At 69.5% G+C, this 18,488-nt stretch carries 20 protein-coding genes; 11 read left to right on the top strand and 9 right to left on the bottom strand.

The genetic code is table 11. From position 1 onward, the window contains the following. Window position 1: 1 nt before the first annotated feature. The 6 genes from ACIRU3_RS00295 to ACIRU3_RS00270 all read right to left on the bottom strand — a co-directional run bounded on the left by ACIRU3_RS00295 (window position 2) and on the right by ACIRU3_RS00270 (window position 4,377). Entirely contained in the window at window positions 2-826 is an 825-nt protein-coding gene (locus tag ACIRU3_RS00295) for a hypothetical protein (RefSeq protein WP_404049203.1), read from the bottom strand. Window positions 827-835: 9 nt separating this feature from the next. After that, window positions 836-2,146, bottom strand: a complete 1,311-nt coding sequence (locus ACIRU3_RS00290; protein ID WP_404049200.1) for a DUF1266 domain-containing protein — start codon at window positions 2,144-2,146, stop codon at window positions 836-838. 79 nt (window positions 2,147-2,225) lie between these two features. Continuing rightward, entirely contained in the window at window positions 2,226-2,789 is a 564-nt protein-coding gene (locus tag ACIRU3_RS00285; protein WP_404049198.1) for a hypothetical protein, read from the bottom strand. A gap of 170 nt (window positions 2,790-2,959) precedes the next feature. Next, window positions 2,960-3,238, bottom strand: coding sequence for a ribosomal protein L7/L12 (locus ACIRU3_RS00280; RefSeq protein ID WP_404049196.1), 279 nt, complete (start codon window positions 3,236-3,238; stop codon window positions 2,960-2,962). A gap of 78 nt (window positions 3,239-3,316) precedes the next feature. Further along, window positions 3,317-3,517: a DUF397 domain-containing protein gene (locus tag ACIRU3_RS00275; protein ID WP_404049193.1), complete on the bottom strand. Its 201-nt coding sequence runs from the start codon at window positions 3,515-3,517 to the stop codon at window positions 3,317-3,319. 8 nt (window positions 3,518-3,525) lie between these two features. Then, window positions 3,526-4,377 carry a helix-turn-helix domain-containing protein gene (locus tag ACIRU3_RS00270; protein ID WP_404049190.1) on the bottom strand — a complete coding sequence of 284 codons (852 nt, stop codon included), beginning with the start codon at window positions 4,375-4,377 and terminating at the stop codon, window positions 3,526-3,528. 204 nt (window positions 4,378-4,581) lie between these two features. Between ACIRU3_RS00270 and ACIRU3_RS00265 the strand changes: the two genes are divergently transcribed. Both ACIRU3_RS00265 and ACIRU3_RS00260 read left to right on the top strand, forming a co-directional pair. Next, window positions 4,582-4,995, top strand: a complete 414-nt coding sequence (locus ACIRU3_RS00265; RefSeq protein WP_404049187.1) for an ATP-binding protein — start codon at window positions 4,582-4,584, stop codon at window positions 4,993-4,995. Window positions 4,996-5,028: 33 nt separating this feature from the next. Continuing rightward, window positions 5,029-5,925, top strand: coding sequence for a hypothetical protein (locus ACIRU3_RS00260; RefSeq protein ID WP_404049185.1), 897 nt, complete (start codon window positions 5,029-5,031; stop codon window positions 5,923-5,925). A 25-nt stretch (window positions 5,926-5,950) separates the two neighbouring features. Here ACIRU3_RS00260 and ACIRU3_RS00255 read toward each other — a convergent pair whose 3' ends face one another. From ACIRU3_RS00255 to ACIRU3_RS00245, 3 genes are all read right to left on the bottom strand, one after another. After that, the gene (locus tag ACIRU3_RS00255) at window positions 5,951-7,126 is read right to left on the bottom strand and encodes a DUF1266 domain-containing protein (protein WP_404049182.1); all 1,176 of its coding nucleotides are present in this window, start codon (window positions 7,124-7,126) and stop codon (window positions 5,951-5,953) included. A 98-nt stretch (window positions 7,127-7,224) separates the two neighbouring features. Continuing rightward, window positions 7,225-7,668 carry a hypothetical protein gene (locus ACIRU3_RS00250; RefSeq protein WP_404049179.1) on the bottom strand — a complete coding sequence of 148 codons (444 nt, stop codon included), beginning with the start codon at window positions 7,666-7,668 and terminating at the stop codon, window positions 7,225-7,227. A gap of 222 nt (window positions 7,669-7,890) precedes the next feature. Then, window positions 7,891-9,588, bottom strand: a complete 1,698-nt coding sequence (locus ACIRU3_RS00245) for a chitinase (RefSeq protein WP_404049177.1) — start codon at window positions 9,586-9,588, stop codon at window positions 7,891-7,893. Window positions 9,589-9,999: 411 nt separating this feature from the next. Here ACIRU3_RS00245 and ACIRU3_RS00240 point away from each other — a divergent pair, with 411 nt between their 5' ends. The 9 genes from ACIRU3_RS00240 (at window position 10,000) to ACIRU3_RS00200 (ending at window position 18,482) form a co-directional block, all read left to right on the top strand. Then, window positions 10,000-10,827, top strand: coding sequence for a hypothetical protein (locus tag ACIRU3_RS00240; protein ID WP_404050495.1), 828 nt, complete (start codon window positions 10,000-10,002; stop codon window positions 10,825-10,827). A gap of 60 nt (window positions 10,828-10,887) precedes the next feature. Then, complete coding sequence (gene cpaB, locus ACIRU3_RS00235; protein ID WP_404049175.1) at window positions 10,888-11,592, top strand: Flp pilus assembly protein CpaB; 705 nt, start codon at window positions 10,888-10,890, stop codon at window positions 11,590-11,592. Window positions 11,593-11,604: 12 nt separating this feature from the next. Next, the gene (locus ACIRU3_RS00230) at window positions 11,605-12,855 is read left to right on the top strand and encodes an AAA family ATPase (protein ID WP_404049172.1); all 1,251 of its coding nucleotides are present in this window, start codon (window positions 11,605-11,607) and stop codon (window positions 12,853-12,855) included. Window positions 12,856-12,862: 7 nt separating this feature from the next. Continuing rightward, window positions 12,863-13,246, top strand: coding sequence for a TadE/TadG family type IV pilus assembly protein (locus ACIRU3_RS00225; protein ID WP_404049169.1), 384 nt, complete (start codon window positions 12,863-12,865; stop codon window positions 13,244-13,246). A 1-nt stretch (window position 13,247) separates the two neighbouring features. Continuing rightward, on the top strand, window positions 13,248-13,598 hold the full coding sequence (locus tag ACIRU3_RS00220; RefSeq protein WP_404049167.1) for a TadE/TadG family type IV pilus assembly protein: 351 nt from the start codon (window positions 13,248-13,250) through the stop codon (window positions 13,596-13,598). 18 nt (window positions 13,599-13,616) lie between these two features. Beyond that, on the top strand, window positions 13,617-14,954 hold the full coding sequence (locus ACIRU3_RS00215; RefSeq protein ID WP_404049164.1) for a CpaF family protein: 1,338 nt from the start codon (window positions 13,617-13,619) through the stop codon (window positions 14,952-14,954). Between the two features lie 4 nt (window positions 14,955-14,958). Then, a complete protein-coding gene (locus tag ACIRU3_RS00210; RefSeq protein ID WP_404049161.1) occupies window positions 14,959-15,903 on the top strand; it encodes a type II secretion system F family protein in 945 nt (314 codons plus the stop codon). A 13-nt stretch (window positions 15,904-15,916) separates the two neighbouring features. Beyond that, window positions 15,917-16,807, top strand: coding sequence for a DUF5936 domain-containing protein (locus ACIRU3_RS00205; protein ID WP_404049159.1), 891 nt, complete (start codon window positions 15,917-15,919; stop codon window positions 16,805-16,807). A 466-nt stretch (window positions 16,808-17,273) separates the two neighbouring features. Beyond that, entirely contained in the window at window positions 17,274-18,482 is a 1,209-nt protein-coding gene (locus ACIRU3_RS00200) for a sensor histidine kinase (protein ID WP_404050493.1), read from the top strand. Window positions 18,483-18,488: the final 6 nt, after the last annotated feature.

Below are 18,488 nucleotides of genomic sequence, written 5' to 3'. Positions count from 1 at the left end.
GTCAGCAGCGGGTCGGCGGGAGTCGCTCGATGCGGTCGAGGTCTCCGGCGAGGAGATCGTCGTGGCTGATGACGAAGTCTCCGTTGAGCAGGGTCTGCCCATCGCCGAAGTACCGGCCCACGACGGCGTCGGGAAGGAACGAGCGCAGGCTGTGGCGCATGGTGCGCGGATGGTCGACGGGGACGCCCCAGCCGGACGGAGCCTGGTCGGTGGAGAGCAGCACCCAGTGGTCCACGGGAACCGCGGTGTTCAGGTCCGGCGCCCGGCCCGTGTGACTGTCCAGCGCGGGCAGGACCAGCCGATCGGGGTCGAGGGGCGGGTACCAGGCCAGCAGGGGTTTGGCGTGCTGGGCGTCGGCGTTGTCGAAGCAGCACACGGCGATGGTGTGCTCGGGGAAGTGGTCGGCGTAGAAGCCCAGCAGGGCGGGGTCGAGAGCCGGGCGTCGCCGCGGGGGCACCTGCGCGAGCGCTGCCGGGATCAGGGTCGGGTCGGCCGCGAGGAGCACCGTGTACACGTCGTGTTCGAAGACCTGGACGGACCGCGGACTCGCCTCCATCCAGGCGATGCCGTCGTCCTGGGCCTCGCCGGTCTCGACGGCGGCGACCATGCGGTGCAGGACGTCGGCGCTGCGCCCGGCGGAGATGAAGTGCTCGGAGGTGAGCCGCCGCGCGGGCAGATGAAGCAGCATGGCGTTCGGGCCGTCCGACAGATTGACGGCCGTGTTCTGGTACCCCATGACGTGGACGAGGCCGTGCAGGGGGTGCTGCTGCCGTCCGCAGTACAGGATCGTGCCGGAGAAGGCGGCCTCACCCGTCGAGATGCACATGGCCGGGCCTCACTTGAAGGGGACGGTGAGCCAGGGGCTGCCGGGTTCGGACATCAGGATCCCGTGGACCTCGACCATGTCCGTGTACCAGCTGCCGAACTCTTCGTCGTCGAAGTGCAGACAGCGCCCGAGGATGTACCCGGCGGCGAAGTCCTGCCAGGACTTGTAGGACCGCGCGGAGGCCCGGCCGGCCTCGATGACGGCGGACTCGGCCTCCGGCAGTGAGCAGTACCTGGCGCCCAGCCCCCAGCGGGCCATGGCGGAGGCCCGCCCGAAGTTCCAGGCGTCCACGGAGCTGACGAACCGGTTGCCGTCGAGGATGCCGTCGGCGCGGAAGCGCGCCTCGTACCGCGTGATGCGGCCGACGAGATGCTGCACGCCCTTGATGCGCGCCTCGGTCTCCGCCTCCGGAACGGTGGGCGTGCTGGTGACCCCGTCCGGGGTGATGACGGTCTCCCCTTCCGCACGCCCGCGCAGCACCCGGGCGACCGCGTCACGCCAGTAGGCGGTGTCGACATGACCGCCGAAGTCGCGGGCGATGGTACGACGCAGTCCGAGGGCGAACTCCCAGACGGGGTTGGCGCCGTCGGGGTCGAGCAGGGCCCGCTGCTGGACCTGCCACTCCTCGCGGCTGGTGACGCCCCACCACTCCCGAAGCGACTGGCGTTCCCCCGGATAGCCGTTGCCGTGATACGCCATGGCGTTCCAGGCGAATCCGTAGCGCACGACCAGCGGCGCACCGCAAGCCAGTCCCTGAGCGACGGGTCCCTCCAGGGGCCCGCCGAACCGGAGCGCGCGCACCCGCACGCGGTTCAGCGCCGCCTCCGCCTTGTGCTGCGACCATGCGGCGGAGTGCGGGGGAGCGGAGGGCAGAAACGCCTCGCACGGACTGCCCGGATTGACCACGATCATGGCCGGATCGGTCGGCGCCCACACCTGGGCGAACCAGCCGAGGCTCTGCCAGTCGAACACCCGGTGCGGGTCCGGTACGGGCAGCATCCCCTCCGTGTACACGGCCCAGATCCGCCCGCCGGCGACCCGGGGATCGTGTCCGAAGACGGGATGGATCCGGCCCGGTTCGGCATCCGCCCCGTCGCGCCGTATCTCGAAGTACAGCCGACTGTCCGCGAGCGTCTCGAAGTAGGCCGGCCAGTCCTCGCGCGACTTGGCTTCGAGGAGGGCCTGCTCGATGGAGCTCGGCGGAGTCCAGACCGGTGGGGCCGAGGCGGGTGGAGTCGAGGCCGGTGGGGTGGAGACGGGCGGAGTCGAGTGGGGCGGCGTCGCAGGCCCGAACCCTGCGGGCGGCGGACCGAACGACATTGTTTGCTCTCTTCAACTTATGGCCGTCTGGGGCGACTTGACTGACCTGGTCATGCTATGCGAAGCGGGGACAGCCGCCTCAGCGGGGCGGTGCGTACACGGCAGCGGTGATGACGGAGCCCTTCTCCAACAGGGCCACGCCCTCGCCCGTCAGGCGGACCTTGGCACTGTGGGGTGGATCCACACAGTCCACGGGCCGCTGGTAGCGAAGAATCCCCTCAAGAGTCATCAGCGGCGCGCCCTCCTGTGTGCCACGGTCCGGACCGATACCGAACCGCTGCCCGACGCGCACGACACCACCCACACACCGCACGATGCACGTGGCAGTCGTCGCATCCCGCTCCTGCACCGAGTAGATCTGCAACGTCGCGTCGGCCCGCGTGAGGAAGAGCCGCTCCTCGTGGTCCAGGACGAGGATTAGTTCGTCACCGTCGATGATCACCAGGTCGTCCGCGCTCGGACACCAGAGGTCGTCGAGCCGTTCGAGTACGGCCCGGTAGGCGACCCGCACCGCCCTACGATCGGCCGGCCAGGCCGCCCAGACGTCCTGCCCCACGTCCTCGACGGCGGTCCGAAGGGCGCTTCTCAGCTGGTCCGTGTCGAGGTCCGAAACGTCCCTGGTCACCTCGGCGTGCTGCGTCAACACGGCGAGCCTGGCGAGTGATCCGCCGAGTGCGCTGAGGAACGCGCCGAACGCGCCCGGACCTTCATACGCCCCTATGGAGGTCAGGGTCTCTCTCAGGTGGGGAGGCATCTTTTCGGCTCACAGCTCTGCCAGATGTAAGAAGTCACCGGAATGATCGTCCCGGCGGCCTAGCCGAGGCGTTCAACGGCCTCCTTGGCCTCCTTCAGACCGACGCCCGTGGTCTCCCGGTACAGCTTGATCGCCTGGATCTTCTTCCCCTCGAGTACGAGCGCAGCCAGCTCGTCCATCCGCGGGTGCTCCTGCCGGAGGTCCAGGTGCTCGATGATCAGGTCCAGCTTGCGCTCGACGCGCGCGAGACGCTGGTCGGCCCGCGCGAACCGGCTCACCGTGCTGAGGATGGAGCCGAGCACGGCCAGGGCGAGAGCGAGGAAACCCAGTATGTCCATGGCCGTGATCTTAGAAGCGCTTGCGTAGGTAGGTGACGTGCGCACGCCCGTGAGTCCGCATGCGTGTCCGTCAACGGCTCACAGCCCGGTGGGGTGAGTCTCCCTCAGGGCTTCGATGAAGGGGGCGAAAGCTGCGGTGGGGAAGGTGAGGGTGGCTCTGGCCGGGGCCTTTGAGTCGCGGATGGATATGTGGGTGTCGAGGTGTGCGATCTCGACGCAGTCGTTGCCCTCACCTCCACCGGAGAAGGACGACTTCTTCCACAGAGCGGGGGCGATCATGCCGGTCCTCACAGCTCCTTGGCCAACTGATGGATGACGTCACGTGACTGCTGCGGAGGCAGCGCTGCTTCCTTAACCCTACGGAAGAGCGTTCGAAAGTGCTCCAGCTGCGCTTCGGAATCGACGAAGGCCGTGCCGTGCGGTGCGTCCCGTACGACGGTATCCAGCCGTGGGACCGCTCCGCCCAAGTGCACCATGGTGCTTCCGGCCCCTGCGAAGTCGTCCAGGGCGAAGGGGATCACCCGAACCATGACGTGATCGGCCTCGGACATCTCCAGGATGCGGGTCAGCTGAGCCCGGGTCGCGGCGCGCCCGGCCACGTTGATCCGAAGCGCCGCTTCGTGGATGACGGTCTCGTACGGGATGGGGTCGGGGCCTTCGACGACGACCCTCCGTTTCATCCGGTGCTCCACGCGGAGTCCCACCTCGTCGGCCGGGAACTCCGGATTCATGTAGGCGAACAGGGCTCTGGCGTAGTCCTCCGTCTGGAAAAGTCCCGGCACGTGGATGACCGCCACGTCATGGCGGAACCTTGCGTGATGGTCCAGCTCGGCCAGGTCCTGATACGCGGCGGGGAGGATGCCGCGGTATGCCTCCCACCAGCCCCGGGTGCGGTCGGTCGCGATGGCCGTCAAGGCGTCGATCAGCTTCTCGTCGGAGCAGGCGTAGTTCGCGGCCAGGCGGCGCACGCGCTGCTCGCTGACACCTGAGATCCCTGACTCGGTCTGGCTCATCTGGACCGAGGTCACACCGAGCAGGCCTGCCGCCTCGGTTGCCTTGAGGCCGGCTGCTTCGCGCAGTTTCCGCAGTTCAAGACCCAGGCGCACCTGGCGCGCTGTGGGCTGTAGGCGACGCCCCATCGGCTTCCTCCTCGTCTTCAACTCTCGGGGGAATGCGACTCGTTCGGGGCAAGATTACGGCAGCGGCTTGAGCGGACCTAAATTTAGGCCTTACCGTCGGTGATGCGACGCACACGCAGCGGAAGTGCGCCGCTCTGTCCTGTCGCGACGGCTGCGGCACTGCCACCGTGCGTGAAAATCCCTCCCCCTGAACGGAGTCGACGCATGCCCGAAATCGAGCCCTGGGACTACACCCTCTACATCCCCAACGACCTCAGAGCCGTCACCGTCTGTCGCCGCACCCTGCGCATGATCCTGACGCTGCACGGGTTGATCGGGCTGGTGGACACCGCCGAACTCCTCGCGGCGGAGCTGATCTCGAACGCCGTACGGCACACGAAGGGGCCGGCCGCGCTGAGGGTGCGCCGGTCGGCGGAGGGGGTGGTGTGGATCGGGGCGTGGGACACGGACCCCGGACCGCCGGAGCCACCGCAACCGTTGGACCAGGCGGGGGAACTGGAAGAAGCGGGCCGGGGGCTGGGTCTGGTGGTGGCGTGTGCGGACTACTGGGGCTGGCAGCCGTCCGCCCGGTTCGGGAACCGGGGCAAGTACGTGTGGTGCGAACTTGCGGCGGCGTAGCTCGTTGATCACGTCGTACGGAAAGGAGAGCTGATGGTCGGCTCGTCGCATGAGGCGCTGCACCGGATCTTCCAGAAGGACCCGGCCTTGTTGCCCCGGGCGTTACAGCGGGTGCTGCACGTGCCGTTCCCCGAACCCCACGAGATCGCCGCGCTGAACGTCGACCTCACGGAGATCGAACCGGTCGAGCGGCGCGTGGACACATTGCTGAGGGCGGAGACGGACCAGGGGACCTACCTCCTCGTCGTCGAGTCGCAGGGGAAGAAGGACGAACGCAAGCGGGGCAGCTGGCCCTACTACCTGTCCTACCTGTACGAGAAGTACCGCTGCGAGCCCGTGCTCATCGTCATCACCCAGAGCAGCGCCACTGCGAAGTGGGCGTCGAGCCCGATCCGGCTCGGCTTCCCGGGCTGGGATTCGCTGACGGTACGTCCGCTGGTGCTGGGTCCGGAGAACGTGCCGGTGATCGCGGACGAGCGGCAGGCGGAACGGGACGTACCCCTTGCGGTGCTCTCGGCGATGACACGCGGGCGCGGCCCGCAGGCCCCGGCCATACTGGAGTCGCTGGCATCCGCCCTGCGGACCATCGACCCCGACAGCGCCGCGGTCTTCGTGCAGTTCGTCGACTCATGCCTGGCAGACCCCCAGGCGAAGCAGATGTGGAGGGAATTGATGACGGCGATCCAGTACTTCTGGCGACACCCACTGGCCGAACAGGTGCGCGAAGAAGGGCGCGAGGAAGGCCGCGAGGAAGGGCGTATCGAGGATCGCCGTGAGATGGTGCTCCGCATCCTCGAATGGCGCGGCCTTGCGGTGACCGACGCCGTCCGTGAGCAGGTGGAGGCCTGTACGGACCTGGCCCGGCTCGAAGTCTGGGCACAGCGCGCGGTGCACGCCACGGATGCGGCGGAACTGTTCGCCGAGGAGTGATGATCCTCGCCGTCCGTCCCGACGGTCACCGGAAGGGGATGTTGAGCCAGGGACTGCCGGGGTCGGACATCAGGATCCGATGGGCCTCGACCATGTCCTGGTACCACTCCCCGAACTCTTCTTCGTCGAAGTGGAGACAGCGCCCGAGGATGTAGCCGGCGGAGAAGTCCTGCCAGGACTTGTACTCCAGGGCGGCCGCGCGCCCGGCCCGGATCACGGCGGATTCGGCTTCCCGCAGAGTCCCGAACCGGGCCCCGAGCCCCCACCGGGCCATCTTCGAGGCGCGTCCCAGATCCCAGGCCTCGAGGGACGAGACGTACCGGTTCTCGTCGAGCACGCCATCGGCTCTCATCCTGGCTTCGTACCGAGTGATACGCCCGATCAGCCGCTGCACACCCCCGATACGAGCCTCGGTCTCCGACTCGGGCCGGGGCTCGGCCTTCGTGACGCCGTCCTCGCCGACCACGACGGTGTCCTCGGACCTCGCCCGGATGATGTTGGCCGCGGACTGCCGCCAGTACCCGACGTCGACGTGCCCGCCGAAATCCCGGGCGATGGTCCGGCGCAGACCGAGAGCGAAATCCCAGACCGAGCTGTGCTGCTCGCAGGCGAGGAGGTCGCGGAGGTAGTACTGCCACTCCTCGCGGGTGGTGATGCCCCACCATTCGCGAAGCCGTTTCCGCTCACCCGGATAACCCGTGCCGTGCCAGGCCATGGCGTTCCAGAAGGAGCCGTTGTTGACGCACAGGAGCGCCCCGCAGGCGAGGCCATGTGCGACGGATCCGTGCAGCGGGCCGCCGACGCGGAGGGTGTGCAACTGAAGGGACCGCTTCCGCGGCGGGGCGTGCTCCCCGTACTGCGCCCAAGTCGCCGAATGGGGTGGTGCCGAGGGGAGGAAGGCCTCGCAAGGACTCCCGGGATTGATGACGATCATCGTCGGATCGGTCGGTCGCCAGACCTTGGCGAACCACTCGAGGCGGTTCCACTCGAACACTCGGTGCGGCTCCGGCGCGGGCAGCATGCCCTGGGTGTACACGGCCCAGATCCGCCCGCCGGCGACACGTGGATCGTGTCCGAAGACGGCGTACGTGCCAGGGGGCGTCGCATCCGCCTTGTCCTTCTGTATCTCGAAGAACAGCCTGCTCTGCGCAAGCGTCCCGAAGTACGCAGGCCAGTCCTCACGCAATTTGGCTTCGAGCAAGGCCTGCTCGATGTCCGTCGGCGGAGTCCAGACAGGCGGTGCAACAGACCCGAACCCCACGGGCGGCGGACCGAACGACATGACTTTTCCCTTTTCCTCTAGAATTCGTGCACCACGACCCAGTAGTCGCATTCCTCCACCGATGCTGCGCACATGTGGCGGCCATCGGCGGAAACGGCAAGAAATTCAGGGGATCCGGAAACCACCGCCATGCGTGAGGGCAGGTTCCGGCCAACAGAATCGCTGACTCTCACCCAGCCGACCCTGCTTCCGCCTGATACAGGGGGCAGGATGAAGAATTCCCCATCGTCGCCGTACAGCGAACAATTCGCGGCATGGTGATGCCACAGCCGGTCGAGTTCGTCGGTGGCATGCGGGCTCGATTCGGGAATGACCGCGACCGGCTCGACCTCGATCCCGGTGACCGCGTGGACAGCGGCCGTAACCGATGGAACGTCCTGCGGCACGGTGGCACGCAGCACCTGGAGACCGCAGCGCTCCAAGGCGCTCAGCCAGCCCGGCTGATCTTCGTCCTTCGCCACCCGTGAGCGCGACCTGCGTATCCGCCCCGCCGAGTCGGCGCCACCCCCGTGTTCCACCACGCCCGGGATCATCACACCAGCACATTGCCGGATGCAACGCGATACAAGGCACAGCAACGAGGCCTGGCTGATTTCTCACCTCACCGCAACCCGCATACGCCGACGCCCGGACCCCACCGGGGGCCCGGGCGTCCTCACGCCGAGATGTTCGTACAGCTCACCTCACGGCATCGCGTGCACATGCGCCCCCACCGAGTTGGACCACGCGTTCCCCGAAGCCGCGTCCCAGTTCGTCGACCAGGTCATCGCGCCCCGCAGATCGGGGTACGTCTTCGACGGCTTGAACGTGCCGCAGCCCGTGCCCTTGGCCAGGCAGTCCAGCGCGTTGTTCACCACGGTCGGCGACACGTACCCGCTGCCCGCGCCGCTCGTCGAGGCCGGCAGGCCGAGGCCCACCTGCGACGGGGACAGGCCGCCCTCCAGCTGGATGCAGGCGAGGGCCGTCAGGAAGTCCACCGAGCCCTGGCTGTACACCTTGCCGTCGCAGCCCAGCATGGAACCGCTGTTGTAGTACTGCATGTTGACGACCGTGAGGATGTCCTTGATGTTCAGGGCCGTCTGGAAGTAGGAGTTCGACGTCGACTGCATGTCGATCGTCTGGGGAGCCATCGTGATGACGAGCGACGATCCCGCCTTCGACGACAGCGACCGCAGCGCCTGCGTCATGTACGTCGCGTTGAGCCCGTTCTCCAGGTCGATGTCGACGCCGTCGAAGCCGTACGTCTGCATCAGCGAGTAGACCGAGTTCGCGAAGTTGGCCGCCGACGTGGAGTCGTTGATCGACACCGTGCCGTTCTGGCCGCCGATCGAGACGATGACCTTCTTGCCGGCCGCCTGCTTCGCCCTGATGTCCGCCTTGAACTGGTCGACCGTGTAGCCGCCGAGGCCGGCCGAGTCCAGGTTGAAGGACACACCTCCCGGAGTCGACGTCGCGTCCGCGAAGGCCACGGCGATGATGTCGTACGCGGACGGGACGTCCGAGATCTTCTGGACCGTGGCGCCGTTGTTGAAGTTCTGCCAGTAGCCCGTCACGGCGTGCTTGGGGAGCGCACCGCCTCCGCCCCCACCTCCGGATGCCGTCGTCGTGCCCGTCACCGTCGCCGACTTCGCCGACTCACCCGCCGAGTTCGTGGCCGTGACCTGGAAGGAGTACGACGTGGACGCCGACAGCCCGGTGACCGTGGCCGATGTGCCGGTCACCGCGCTCACCTTCGTGCCGTTGCGGTAGACGTTGTAGCCCGTCGCGCCGGACACCGTGGACCACGACAGCGACACCGACGAGGACGTCGTACCGGAGACCGAAAGGCCGGAGGGTGCGGACGGCACGGTGGGGGCCGGGTCGCCGCCCCCGCCCCCGTCGGGCCCGTAGACCGAGACGTCGTCCGCGTAGTAGGCGGCCTGGCCGTACCAGCCGTGCGTGTACACCGTGACGGACGTCGTCGATCCGCCTGTGGTGAAGGTCGTCGACAGCTGCTTCCAGGAGGAGGAGTCCGGCGTCCACGTCGAGACGTCCGTCGTGCCCGTGCCCGTCACGCCCAGGTAGGAGTAGCCGCCCTGCACCCACGCGCTCAGCGTGTACGTGGAGTTGGGCTTCACCGCCACCGACTGGGTGCACTGCGCGTTGTCCTGGCCGGCCGGGGTCGCCTTGAGGGCCGAGGAGCCGCTGTGGACCGGGGACGAGACCGTCGTACCGCTGCCCGCCGTACAGGTCCAGTTGGTCAGCCCCGACTCGTAGCCGGCGTTCTTGGCGTTGTTGATGTCCGCGGCGGACGCGGGGGTGGCGGCGAGACCCGCCACCGAGAGGGCGAGGGCGGTGACGGAGGACCACATCGCGATGCGTCGTCCTCTGCGTCTGGGCATACCTGTCACGCGGTCCACTGGGGCCTCCGGTGGGGGAGTCTGCGGGGAGAGAGGTGAGGAACGGTGGCCACCGCTGGCCTACAAGTTGGTCCAGACCAATCTCACTGTCAAGAGGTCCAGACCAAAACCATCTCGTCCGCCGAGGGAGCTGCCGAGGACCGTCCGGGGGCCACCCGCAAGCCGCCCTGAAGGTCATGCGCTCAACCTGTCCAGTTTTGGCCGGACTTGCGCCCAGGGAGTTCCACACGAGCTACACAAACGCTGTTCTCCGGTCATTGGGGCGTGGATACAGTGCTCAGGTAGTCACGCAATGAAGTCGTCCTGGCGCATTGGAGTTACGCCGGTGGGCCGACGGGTGTGAAGAGCGGGGAGCTGCGCGTGCCAACTGCCATTGCCGTGACCAGTGCCGACATGGCACTGCCGGCGCAGGACGAACGGACCATGCCGGCCGTCGTGCTGCGCGACCTCGACCAGCGCCCGCTGGAGCACTCGCTCACCGAACTGCACGCACTGACCGAGCAGTACGGGTATGTGGTCGTCGTGTGCTCCCAGGCCACTCCGGAGCCCGTCGTACGGCGCCTGTACACCCTGCGGTCTCTGCTGGAGAGCGACCGCATCGCCCTCTTCCGGCCCGAGCTGCCCCCGCTCGGCATAGCCGTCCTCGCCCGGCAGCTGCGACAGCTCGCCTCCTGCGATCTGAGCCCGGGCGTCCTCGCCTCCGCCGGGCGGCTGCTCACCCACTACATCCACGCCGGTGCCGTCCTCGGCTCGGTCGCCAGGCTCGACCGGGTGCCGGTCGGGCTCAAGGCGCACGCCAAGTCCTGGGTCCCGGGCAGCCAGTTCGCCGTCGTCGCCCATCCCGAGCCGCAGCTCGTCAAGGTCGTCCCCGGCGCCACCCTCAAGGGGCCCGAGTTCAGCACCTGGCTGCTCGTCGCCAAGGGGCAGCTGCAGACCGACTGGATCGCCGGTCTCCCCGAGGCATGGAGCGCGCACGGCCTGCGCGAGACCCCGTTGCCCGCCGAGTCCCCGCGGTGGTGGGGGACCGGGCGGATGATCGAGTTCTGCAGCTACCTCGCCGACCTGTCCGTCCTGTACCAACTGGTGACCTCGGTGCGGCAGTCGAGTTGCCACTGGTGCGGGATCGACGTCATCGGCGACCGGTGCGTCTTCTGCTCCGCCACCCCGCCCGTGTACGAGCCCCCGGCCCCACGCGCGCTGGAACAACGAACGCCCGCCTGACCCGCACAGTCGTCACTCACATCCCGCTCGACCGATTCCCCCAATGAGGTTGCACGGTTCATGAACTCCCGTCAGCGCCGCGGCGTGATACTCCTGATCCTGTCGGTCCTGTGCGCTCTCGGCGCGTTCGCCGGTGTGCTCTCCGTCGTCGACGACGTCCAGTCCAAGGTCGGGCCCGAGGTCAGCGCCTATCGGGTCAAGTCCGACGTGCAGCCGTACACCGCGCTGAACACGGGCCAGTTCGAGAAGATCAAGATGCCGAAGCGGTGGCTGTCGGGCAACGCCGTCACCGACCTCCGCCAGATCCAGGGCAAGATCGCCGTGACCACGCTGCGCGCCGGCTCCCTGCTGCAGACCGACATGGTCGTCGACCAGCCCGCCCTCCAGCCGGGCCAGCAGGAGGTCGCCATCATGATCGACGCGGCGACGGGTGTCGCCGGCAAGATCACCCCGGGATCGCGGGTCAACGTGTATGCCACCTTCGAAGGCAAGAAGGAGGGCGACCCGGACCAGTCGAAGATCATCGTCACCAACGCCCGGGTCCTCGACGTCGGCCGGATCACCGCCCTGGACCCCGACAACAGCAAGAACCAGCAGCCCACCGAGGCCGTCCCGATCACCTTCGCGCTGTCCACCCTCGACGCCCAGCGCGTCACCTACGCCGAGTCCTTCGCCCAGCGGGTCCGGCTCGCACTGGTGGCACCCGGCAGCCAGACCAGCGTCCCGGACAAGGACCGCACCTACGAACTCGCGACGGACAAGTGAGAGGCGGCCCGCATGCCCACCAGGATCCTCCCGGCCGGTGCGGACCCGGACGCCGTCCGCTCCCTCACCACGCTGCTCAGCCAGCTCCCCGACGCCGAACCACAGCCGCCCGTCCCTGACTCCACCCAGCTGGTCGACGCCCTCGCCCGCCTCGCCGCCGAGTCGGTGGACGAACTGCCCGAGGTCGTCGTCGTACACGAGCGGATCGGCCCGGTTCCGGCCCTGGAGCTGGTCCGCGAGGTGGCCCTGCGCTTCCCGGCCGTCGGGGTCATACTGGTCACCACCGACGCGAGCCCCGGCCTGTTCGCCGCCGCCATGGACTCCGGTGCCCGCGGCCTGGTCGCGCTCCCGCTGTCGTACGAGGAACTCGCCAGCCGGGTCCAGGCGGTCGCCCAGTGGTCCACCGGCGTACGACGGCATCTGGGCCACGGCGCCTCCGACGTCCTCGGTGGCGTCGGCGGTACCGTCGTCACGGTCAGCGGCGCCAAGGGCGGCGTCGGCGCGACCCTGGCGGCGATCCAGCTCGCGCTCGCCGCCCAGGCCTCCGGCCGCGCCACCGCCCTCGTCGACCTCGACCTCCAGACCGGCGACATCGCCTCCTACCTGGACGTCCAGTTCCGCCGCTCGGTCGTGGACCTCGCCGCCATCACCGACATCTCCCCGCGTGTCCTCGCCGACGCCGTCTTCCGCCACGACACCGGCCTCGCCCTGCTCCTCGCCCCCGCCGACGGCGAACGCGGGGAGGAGATCACCGACCGTGCCGCCCGCCAGATCGTCAGCGCCCTGCGCTCCCGGTACGAGGTGGTCTTGGTGGACTGCGGTGCCCAGCTCGGCGCGGCGAACGCGGCCGCGGTGGAGATGGCCGACACGGCCCTGCTGGTCGCCACCCCGGACGTGGTCGCCGTACGCGCCGCCAAACGGACCGTGCGCATGTGGGACCGGCTGCAGATCCGCAAGGCCGAGGAGACGACCGTCGTCGTCAACCGGCACACCCGCAGCACCGAGATCCAGCCCGCGCTCGTCCAGCGCATCACCGGAACGGCACTGGCGCGTACGACCGTCCCCGCCAACTTCAAGGAACTGCAGGGGGTTGTGGACGCCGGGCGGCTGCACGAGCTGGACAGCAGGAGCACCGTGAAGCAGGCCCTGTGGGCGCTGGCCGGGGAGCTGGGGCTGGCGAAGACACCCGAGGGGTCCCACCGCGGAGGTGGCCGCCTGCGCGGCGACCGCGGGTCCGTGAACCTTCGGCGGCGGAAGGAGTGAGCGGCCGATGAGACGCCTGCGAGGCAACGACCGGGGGCAGGTCAGCATCGAATTCCTCGGGATGACCCCGCTGATCGTCCTGACTCTGGTGCTCATGTGGCAGTGCGTGCTCGTGGGGTACGCCTACACGCTTGCGGGGAATGCTGCGGACGAGGGAGTGCGGGCGGGGACGGCGGCGCCTCGCGGGGAGCGCTTCGGCGCGTGCGAGCGGGCCGCGCTGAAGCACCTGTCGGGGGCGTGGCGAGGGGGTGCCAGGGTGGATCAGTGCGGCGGGACCGGCTATGTGACCGCGGATGTGTCGCTGAAGGTCCCCGTCCTCTTTCCAGGCTCGATCGACTTCCCCGTCACGGTGCACGGGCACGCCGGCGCCGTGGAGGAGGTGAAGGACTGAGATGCCGTACTGCCGTCGTGGACGCGACCGGGGCCAGGTCGCCATCGAGTACCTCGGGTTCATCCCGGTCCTGCTGATCGTCGGGCTGGCCGGATTCCAGGTCGGCGCGGTCGCCTATGCCGCCGAGCAGGCCGGTACGGCGGCTCGGGCGGGGGCGCGGGCGGCGTCCCTGGGGCAGGACCCGCAGTCGGCGTGCGCACAGGCGGTCAGCGGAGGGCTCAAGGTGACATGCGGCCCGGGCGGGGGCGGTGGGGAGGACTCGGTCACCATCACCGCGACCGTACGCATCCCCAAGATCGTCTGGAATCTCGGTGACGCCACCAAGTCCGCCACCATGCCCCTCGACCACTGACCGAGGAGAAGCGACCCCATGAGCCTGCGGGCACGGATCAACACTCCCGAGGAGCACGGCAGCCGGGGCGAGGACGGGCATCTGGTCGCGTCCTACCGGGCCAAGCTGCTGGAGGAGATCGACCTCGCGGAGATGAGTTCGCTGGCCGCCGCCGAGCGCCGGGCCCGGCTGGAACGCGTGCTCGGGCACATCATCAGCCGCGAGGGCCCGGTGCTGTCGACCGTCGAACGCTCCCAGCTGATCCGCCGCGTGGTGGACGAGGCGCTCGGCCTCGGCATCCTGGAGCCGCTCCTGGAAGACGCGTCGATCACCGAGATCATGGTGAACGGACCGGACTCGATCTTTGTGGAACGCGGCGGCCGGGTCGAGCAGTTGCCGCTCCGCTTCGTGTCGGCGGACCAGCTCATGCAGACCATCGAGCGGATCGTGTCGACGGTCAACCGCCGGGTGGACGAGTCGAACCCGATGGTGGACGCCCGTCTCCCCTCCGGCGAGCGCGTCAACGTCATCATCCCGCCGCTGTCGCTGACCGGCCCCATCCTCACCATCCGCCGCTTCCCGCGCTCCTTCACCCTCCAGGAGCTGATCGGCTTCGGCTCGCTCGACGAGCACATGGTGTTCCTGCTGGCCGGACTGGTGCAGGCCAAGTTCAACATCATCGTCTCGGGGGCGACGGGCACGGGGAAGACGACCCTGCTGAACGCGCTCTCCGGCCTGATCCCGGCCCATGAACGCATCATCACCATCGAGGACTCGGCCGAACTCCAGCTCCAGCAGACCCATGTGGTCCGGCTGGAGTCGCGGCCGCCGAACGTCGAGGGCAAGGGCCAGGTCACCATCCGCGACCTGGTCCGCAACTCGCTGCGCATGCGGCCCGACCGGATCGTGGTCGGCGAGGTCCGCGGCGGCGAGTCCCTCGACATGCTCCAGGCCATGTCCACGGGCCACGACGGCTCCCTCGCCACGGTCCACGCCAACAGCGCGGAGGACGCGCTCACCCGTCTGCAGACCCTCGCCTCCATGTCCGACGTCGAGGTGCCCTTCGTCGCCCTGCACGACCAGATCAACAGCGCCGTCGACGTCCTCGTCCAGCTCACCAGGTTCGCCGACGGCGCCCGCCGCATCACTGAGATCGCGCTGCTCGACAGCCACGGCGGCGAGCCGTACCGGCTGGCTTCCGTGGCCCGCTTCAGCGCCCGGCCCATGACCCCCGACGGTCGCGTCCACGGCGCCTTCGAGTACTTCCCGCTCCCGCGCCGTGCCGCCGACCGCCTCTACATGGCGGGCCAGCCCCTCCCGCAGGCCTTCGGCGTCGCCCACTCCGCCGACCAGCTCGCCACCCGAGAAGCCAGGTAGGACCATGGAACTCCACACGCTCGTCCAGCTCACCACCGGTGTCGCCCTGCTGACCTGCGTCCTGGCCGTCGTCGGTGTGCACACCTACGCCTCGGGGCGGGCCCAGCGCGCCGCGCTGATCGACCGCCTCTCCCACACGGGCACCGTCGCGGCCTCCGGGCGCCGGCGCCGCTTCCGGGACCTGGACCGCCGCCTGCGCCGTACGGCGCTGGGCCGGAAACTGGAACTGAAGCTGGCGGCCACCGGCCTGGACGTCACCCCGGGCGAGTTCTTCGCCTGCCTGCTCGCCGCGGTCGCCGCGCTCTGGCTGATCGGCCAGGCCACCCTGGCCCCCTTCTTCGGCCCGCTCGCCGGTCTGCTCGGCATCTGGGCGGCGGTCCAGTTCCTCAACTGGCAGCGTCAGAAACGCATCGAGCGCTTCATCAACCAACTCCCCGAACTGGCCCGCATCCTGGCCAACGCCACCCAGGCCGGACTCGCCCTGCGCACCGCCATCGGCATGGCGGCCGAGGAACTCGAAGCCCCGGCCGGCGAGGAACTCGCCAAGGTCGCCGACCAGCTGGCGATCGGCCACTCCCTGGACGACGCGCTCGGAGAACTCGCCGACCGGCTCCCCTCCCGCGAACTGGTCGTGCTCGTCACCACCCTGGTCCTCTCCAACCGGGCCGGCGGCCAGGTGGTCTCGGCCCTGCGGAACCTCACCGAGACCCTGGAGGAACGCAAGGAGACCCGGCGCGAGATCCGCACCCAGCTCTCCCAGGTGACGATGACGTCGTACGCCGTACCCGTCCTCGGTATCGGCGCCCTGTTCCTCATGAACGGGGTCAAGGACGGCGCCCTGGAACGGATGACCGGCTCGACGGTCGGCCAGGCCTGCGTGGTCATCGCGTTCGCCATGTACGCAGTCGGCTTCGTGCTCATCCGCCGGATGAGCCGGATCGACGTGTGAGGGGGGCGGCCTGATGACGGGATTCCTGCTCGCACTGCTGATGGGCCTCGGCATCTGGGGCGTCTTCGCCGGCATCCGGATGTACCGCGCCGAGGCGAAACTCCCCGGTGACCTGGCGGTCGCCCTGGAGGTCGGCGCCACCCGCACCGGCGCGGTGGACTCGGTGATCGACCGCATGGGTATGCGCTACGCCCCCGCGGTGCTGCGCCTGATGGGCCCCCGGCTGGTCGCTAAGTACCGCCGCAGGATCGACCTCGCGGGCAACCCCGGCGGCCTGACCATCGACCGCTACGCGGCCCGCCGCGCGGTCTACGGCGCCCTCGGCGGCGTGGGCTTCCTGGTGTTCCTGTTGCGGGGGCAGTGGTTCGTGGCCCTCCTCCTGCTGCTCTTCGGGGCGTTCTGGACGGAGGTCGGCATCTGGTCGGCGATCCGTGTCCGCAAGGACGTGATCGAGCGGACGCTGCCCGACTTCCTGGACGTGCTTGCGGTGGTGGTGAGCGCGGGACTGGGCTTCCGCCAGGCGCTGGACCGGGTGGCCTCCAAGTACGAGGGCCCCTGGGCGGACGAACTCCGGATCACCCTGCGCCAGATGGACCTCGGCATGAGCCGCCGCCAGGCCTTCGCGGAACTCCGGCGCAGGAACGACTCCGAGCAGGTGGCGATGTTCGTGACGGCGCTGCAGCAGGGGGAGGAACTGGGGGCGCCCATCGTGGACACGCTGGTGGCTCTCGCCAAGGACATGCGGCGCACGGACGCCCAGAACGCCCGCCGCAAGGCCGCCCGCGCCGTCCCCAAGGCCACGTTGATGATCACCACGTTCATGGTCCCGGCGACGATGCTCCTGCTGGGCGCGGGCCTGCTGCTGGGCTCCGGCGTGGACTTCGGCTCGCTCACGGGGGAGTGAGCGGCGGGTGACGACGATGGGAGCGACGGGAGCGACGGGAGCGGCGGGGCCGGGAAGGCGCTTGTCCCTTCGGGGGGCGGCGCGCGGGTGGCTCGGGTTCTTTGCGTACCTGGGCCGACACCTGTCCCTGCGGGGGGCGGCGAGGGGATGGCTCGGATTCTTTGCGTACCTGGGCCCGAAACGGTCGACCACGGGCGGTAGGAAACACGAGGGGACTGCGGCCAAGCCGGGGGCGGCCGCGGTGACGCCGGGGACCGTCGCTGGGACGCCGGGGACGCCGGGGACGCCGGGGACGCCGGGGACGCCGGGGACGGCTTCGGCGCAGCCGGCGAGTGCCGCGGTGACGCCGGATACGACCGCGGCGATGCCGGGGACGACCGCAGGTGCCCCCCGGACGTCCGGGGCGGCCGTGGGCGCTCCCCTCCCCGAACCTTCCGAGAAGATTCAGATACGGGCCCTCCAGGCGATGTGCCGGCAGGTCTTCGGGTTCCGGCTGGCGATGATCGTCGTGGCCGCCCCGGCCGCCCTGCTCAACGCGGCCCCGGGGCTGGGCGTACGTCTCGTCGGCGCCGCGGTCGTCGTCACCTTCATGGTGTCCTACGTCCTCTTCCGCGACTGGGAACGCTTCGGCCCCCTCCTCCTGCGCCACCCCAGCCTCCTCGCGGCCGACACCCTCTTCGGCTCCCTCCTCCTCGTCTCGGCGGGCCCGGACACCACCCTCGCCTACGTCAGCGTCTGCACCCCACTGCTGGCCGGCCTGGTCTACAGCTGGCGGGGCGCGGCCTGCTTCGCCTCCCTGCAGTCCCTGATCCTGCTCCTCGTCCACGCGACCTTGAAGTCCGACGGCCGGACGGGCATGGCCGAGTCGCTGCTCCTGCCCGGTCTGTGCGTGATCGCCGGCGCGATGGGCTCGACCCTGCGCAACCTGATGCTCCGCTTCGGCGCGGCCACCCAGGCCCTGACCGCGGTGCAGGCCCGCCTCGCGGCGACGGAGGCGGTGCACGCGGAACGGGCCCGGCTGGCCCGCGAGATGCACGACTCGGTGGCCAAGACCCTGTACGGCGTCGCCCTGGCCGCCGACGGCCTGGCGACGACGGCGTCCGCAGCCGCCCCCGACGCGGCCCGCGTCCGCCGGCAGGCGGAACTGGTGTCCCGCTCGGCCCGCAGGGCGGCGGCGGAGTCCCGGGAACTGCTGGAGGACCTGCGCCAGGAGGAGGCCTCGGCCGTGCCGAGGGACCTCTGGATCGAACTGACAGCACGCACAGCGGACTTCACTGTTCGCACGGGTCTACGGACGGTGTGCCGGCCGATGGGTGACGGCACCCTCCCACCCGTCCCCCCGCCCCTCGCCCGAGACCTTCTCGCCATCGCCACGGAGGCGCTGGAGAACGCCCATCGCCACGCGTCGGCGACCCGGGTGGAAGTGACCGCGGGCATCGACGGCGACCTGCTCCGCCTGACGATCCACGACGACGGCCGGGGCCTGCCACCCGGCACCACCCTCGAACACCTCCGTCACTCCGGGCACTTCGGCCTGCTGGGCATGGTCGAACGGGCGGCCTCGACCGGGGCCCGCATCCGGATCGGGCGGGGAGAGCACGAGCGGGGTACGGAGGTCCGGGTGGAGCTGCCGCTGCGGGCCTTGGCAAGCGACGTCACGTCCCAGGAAATCTGAGAGGAG

Source organism: Streptomyces sp. NPDC101151, from assembly GCF_044768335.1.
GTDB lineage: Bacteria > Actinomycetota > Actinomycetes > Streptomycetales > Streptomycetaceae > Streptomyces.
The sequence above is the reverse complement of the archived record's forward strand: the minus strand, read 5'-3'. Positions and strand labels throughout refer to the sequence as shown.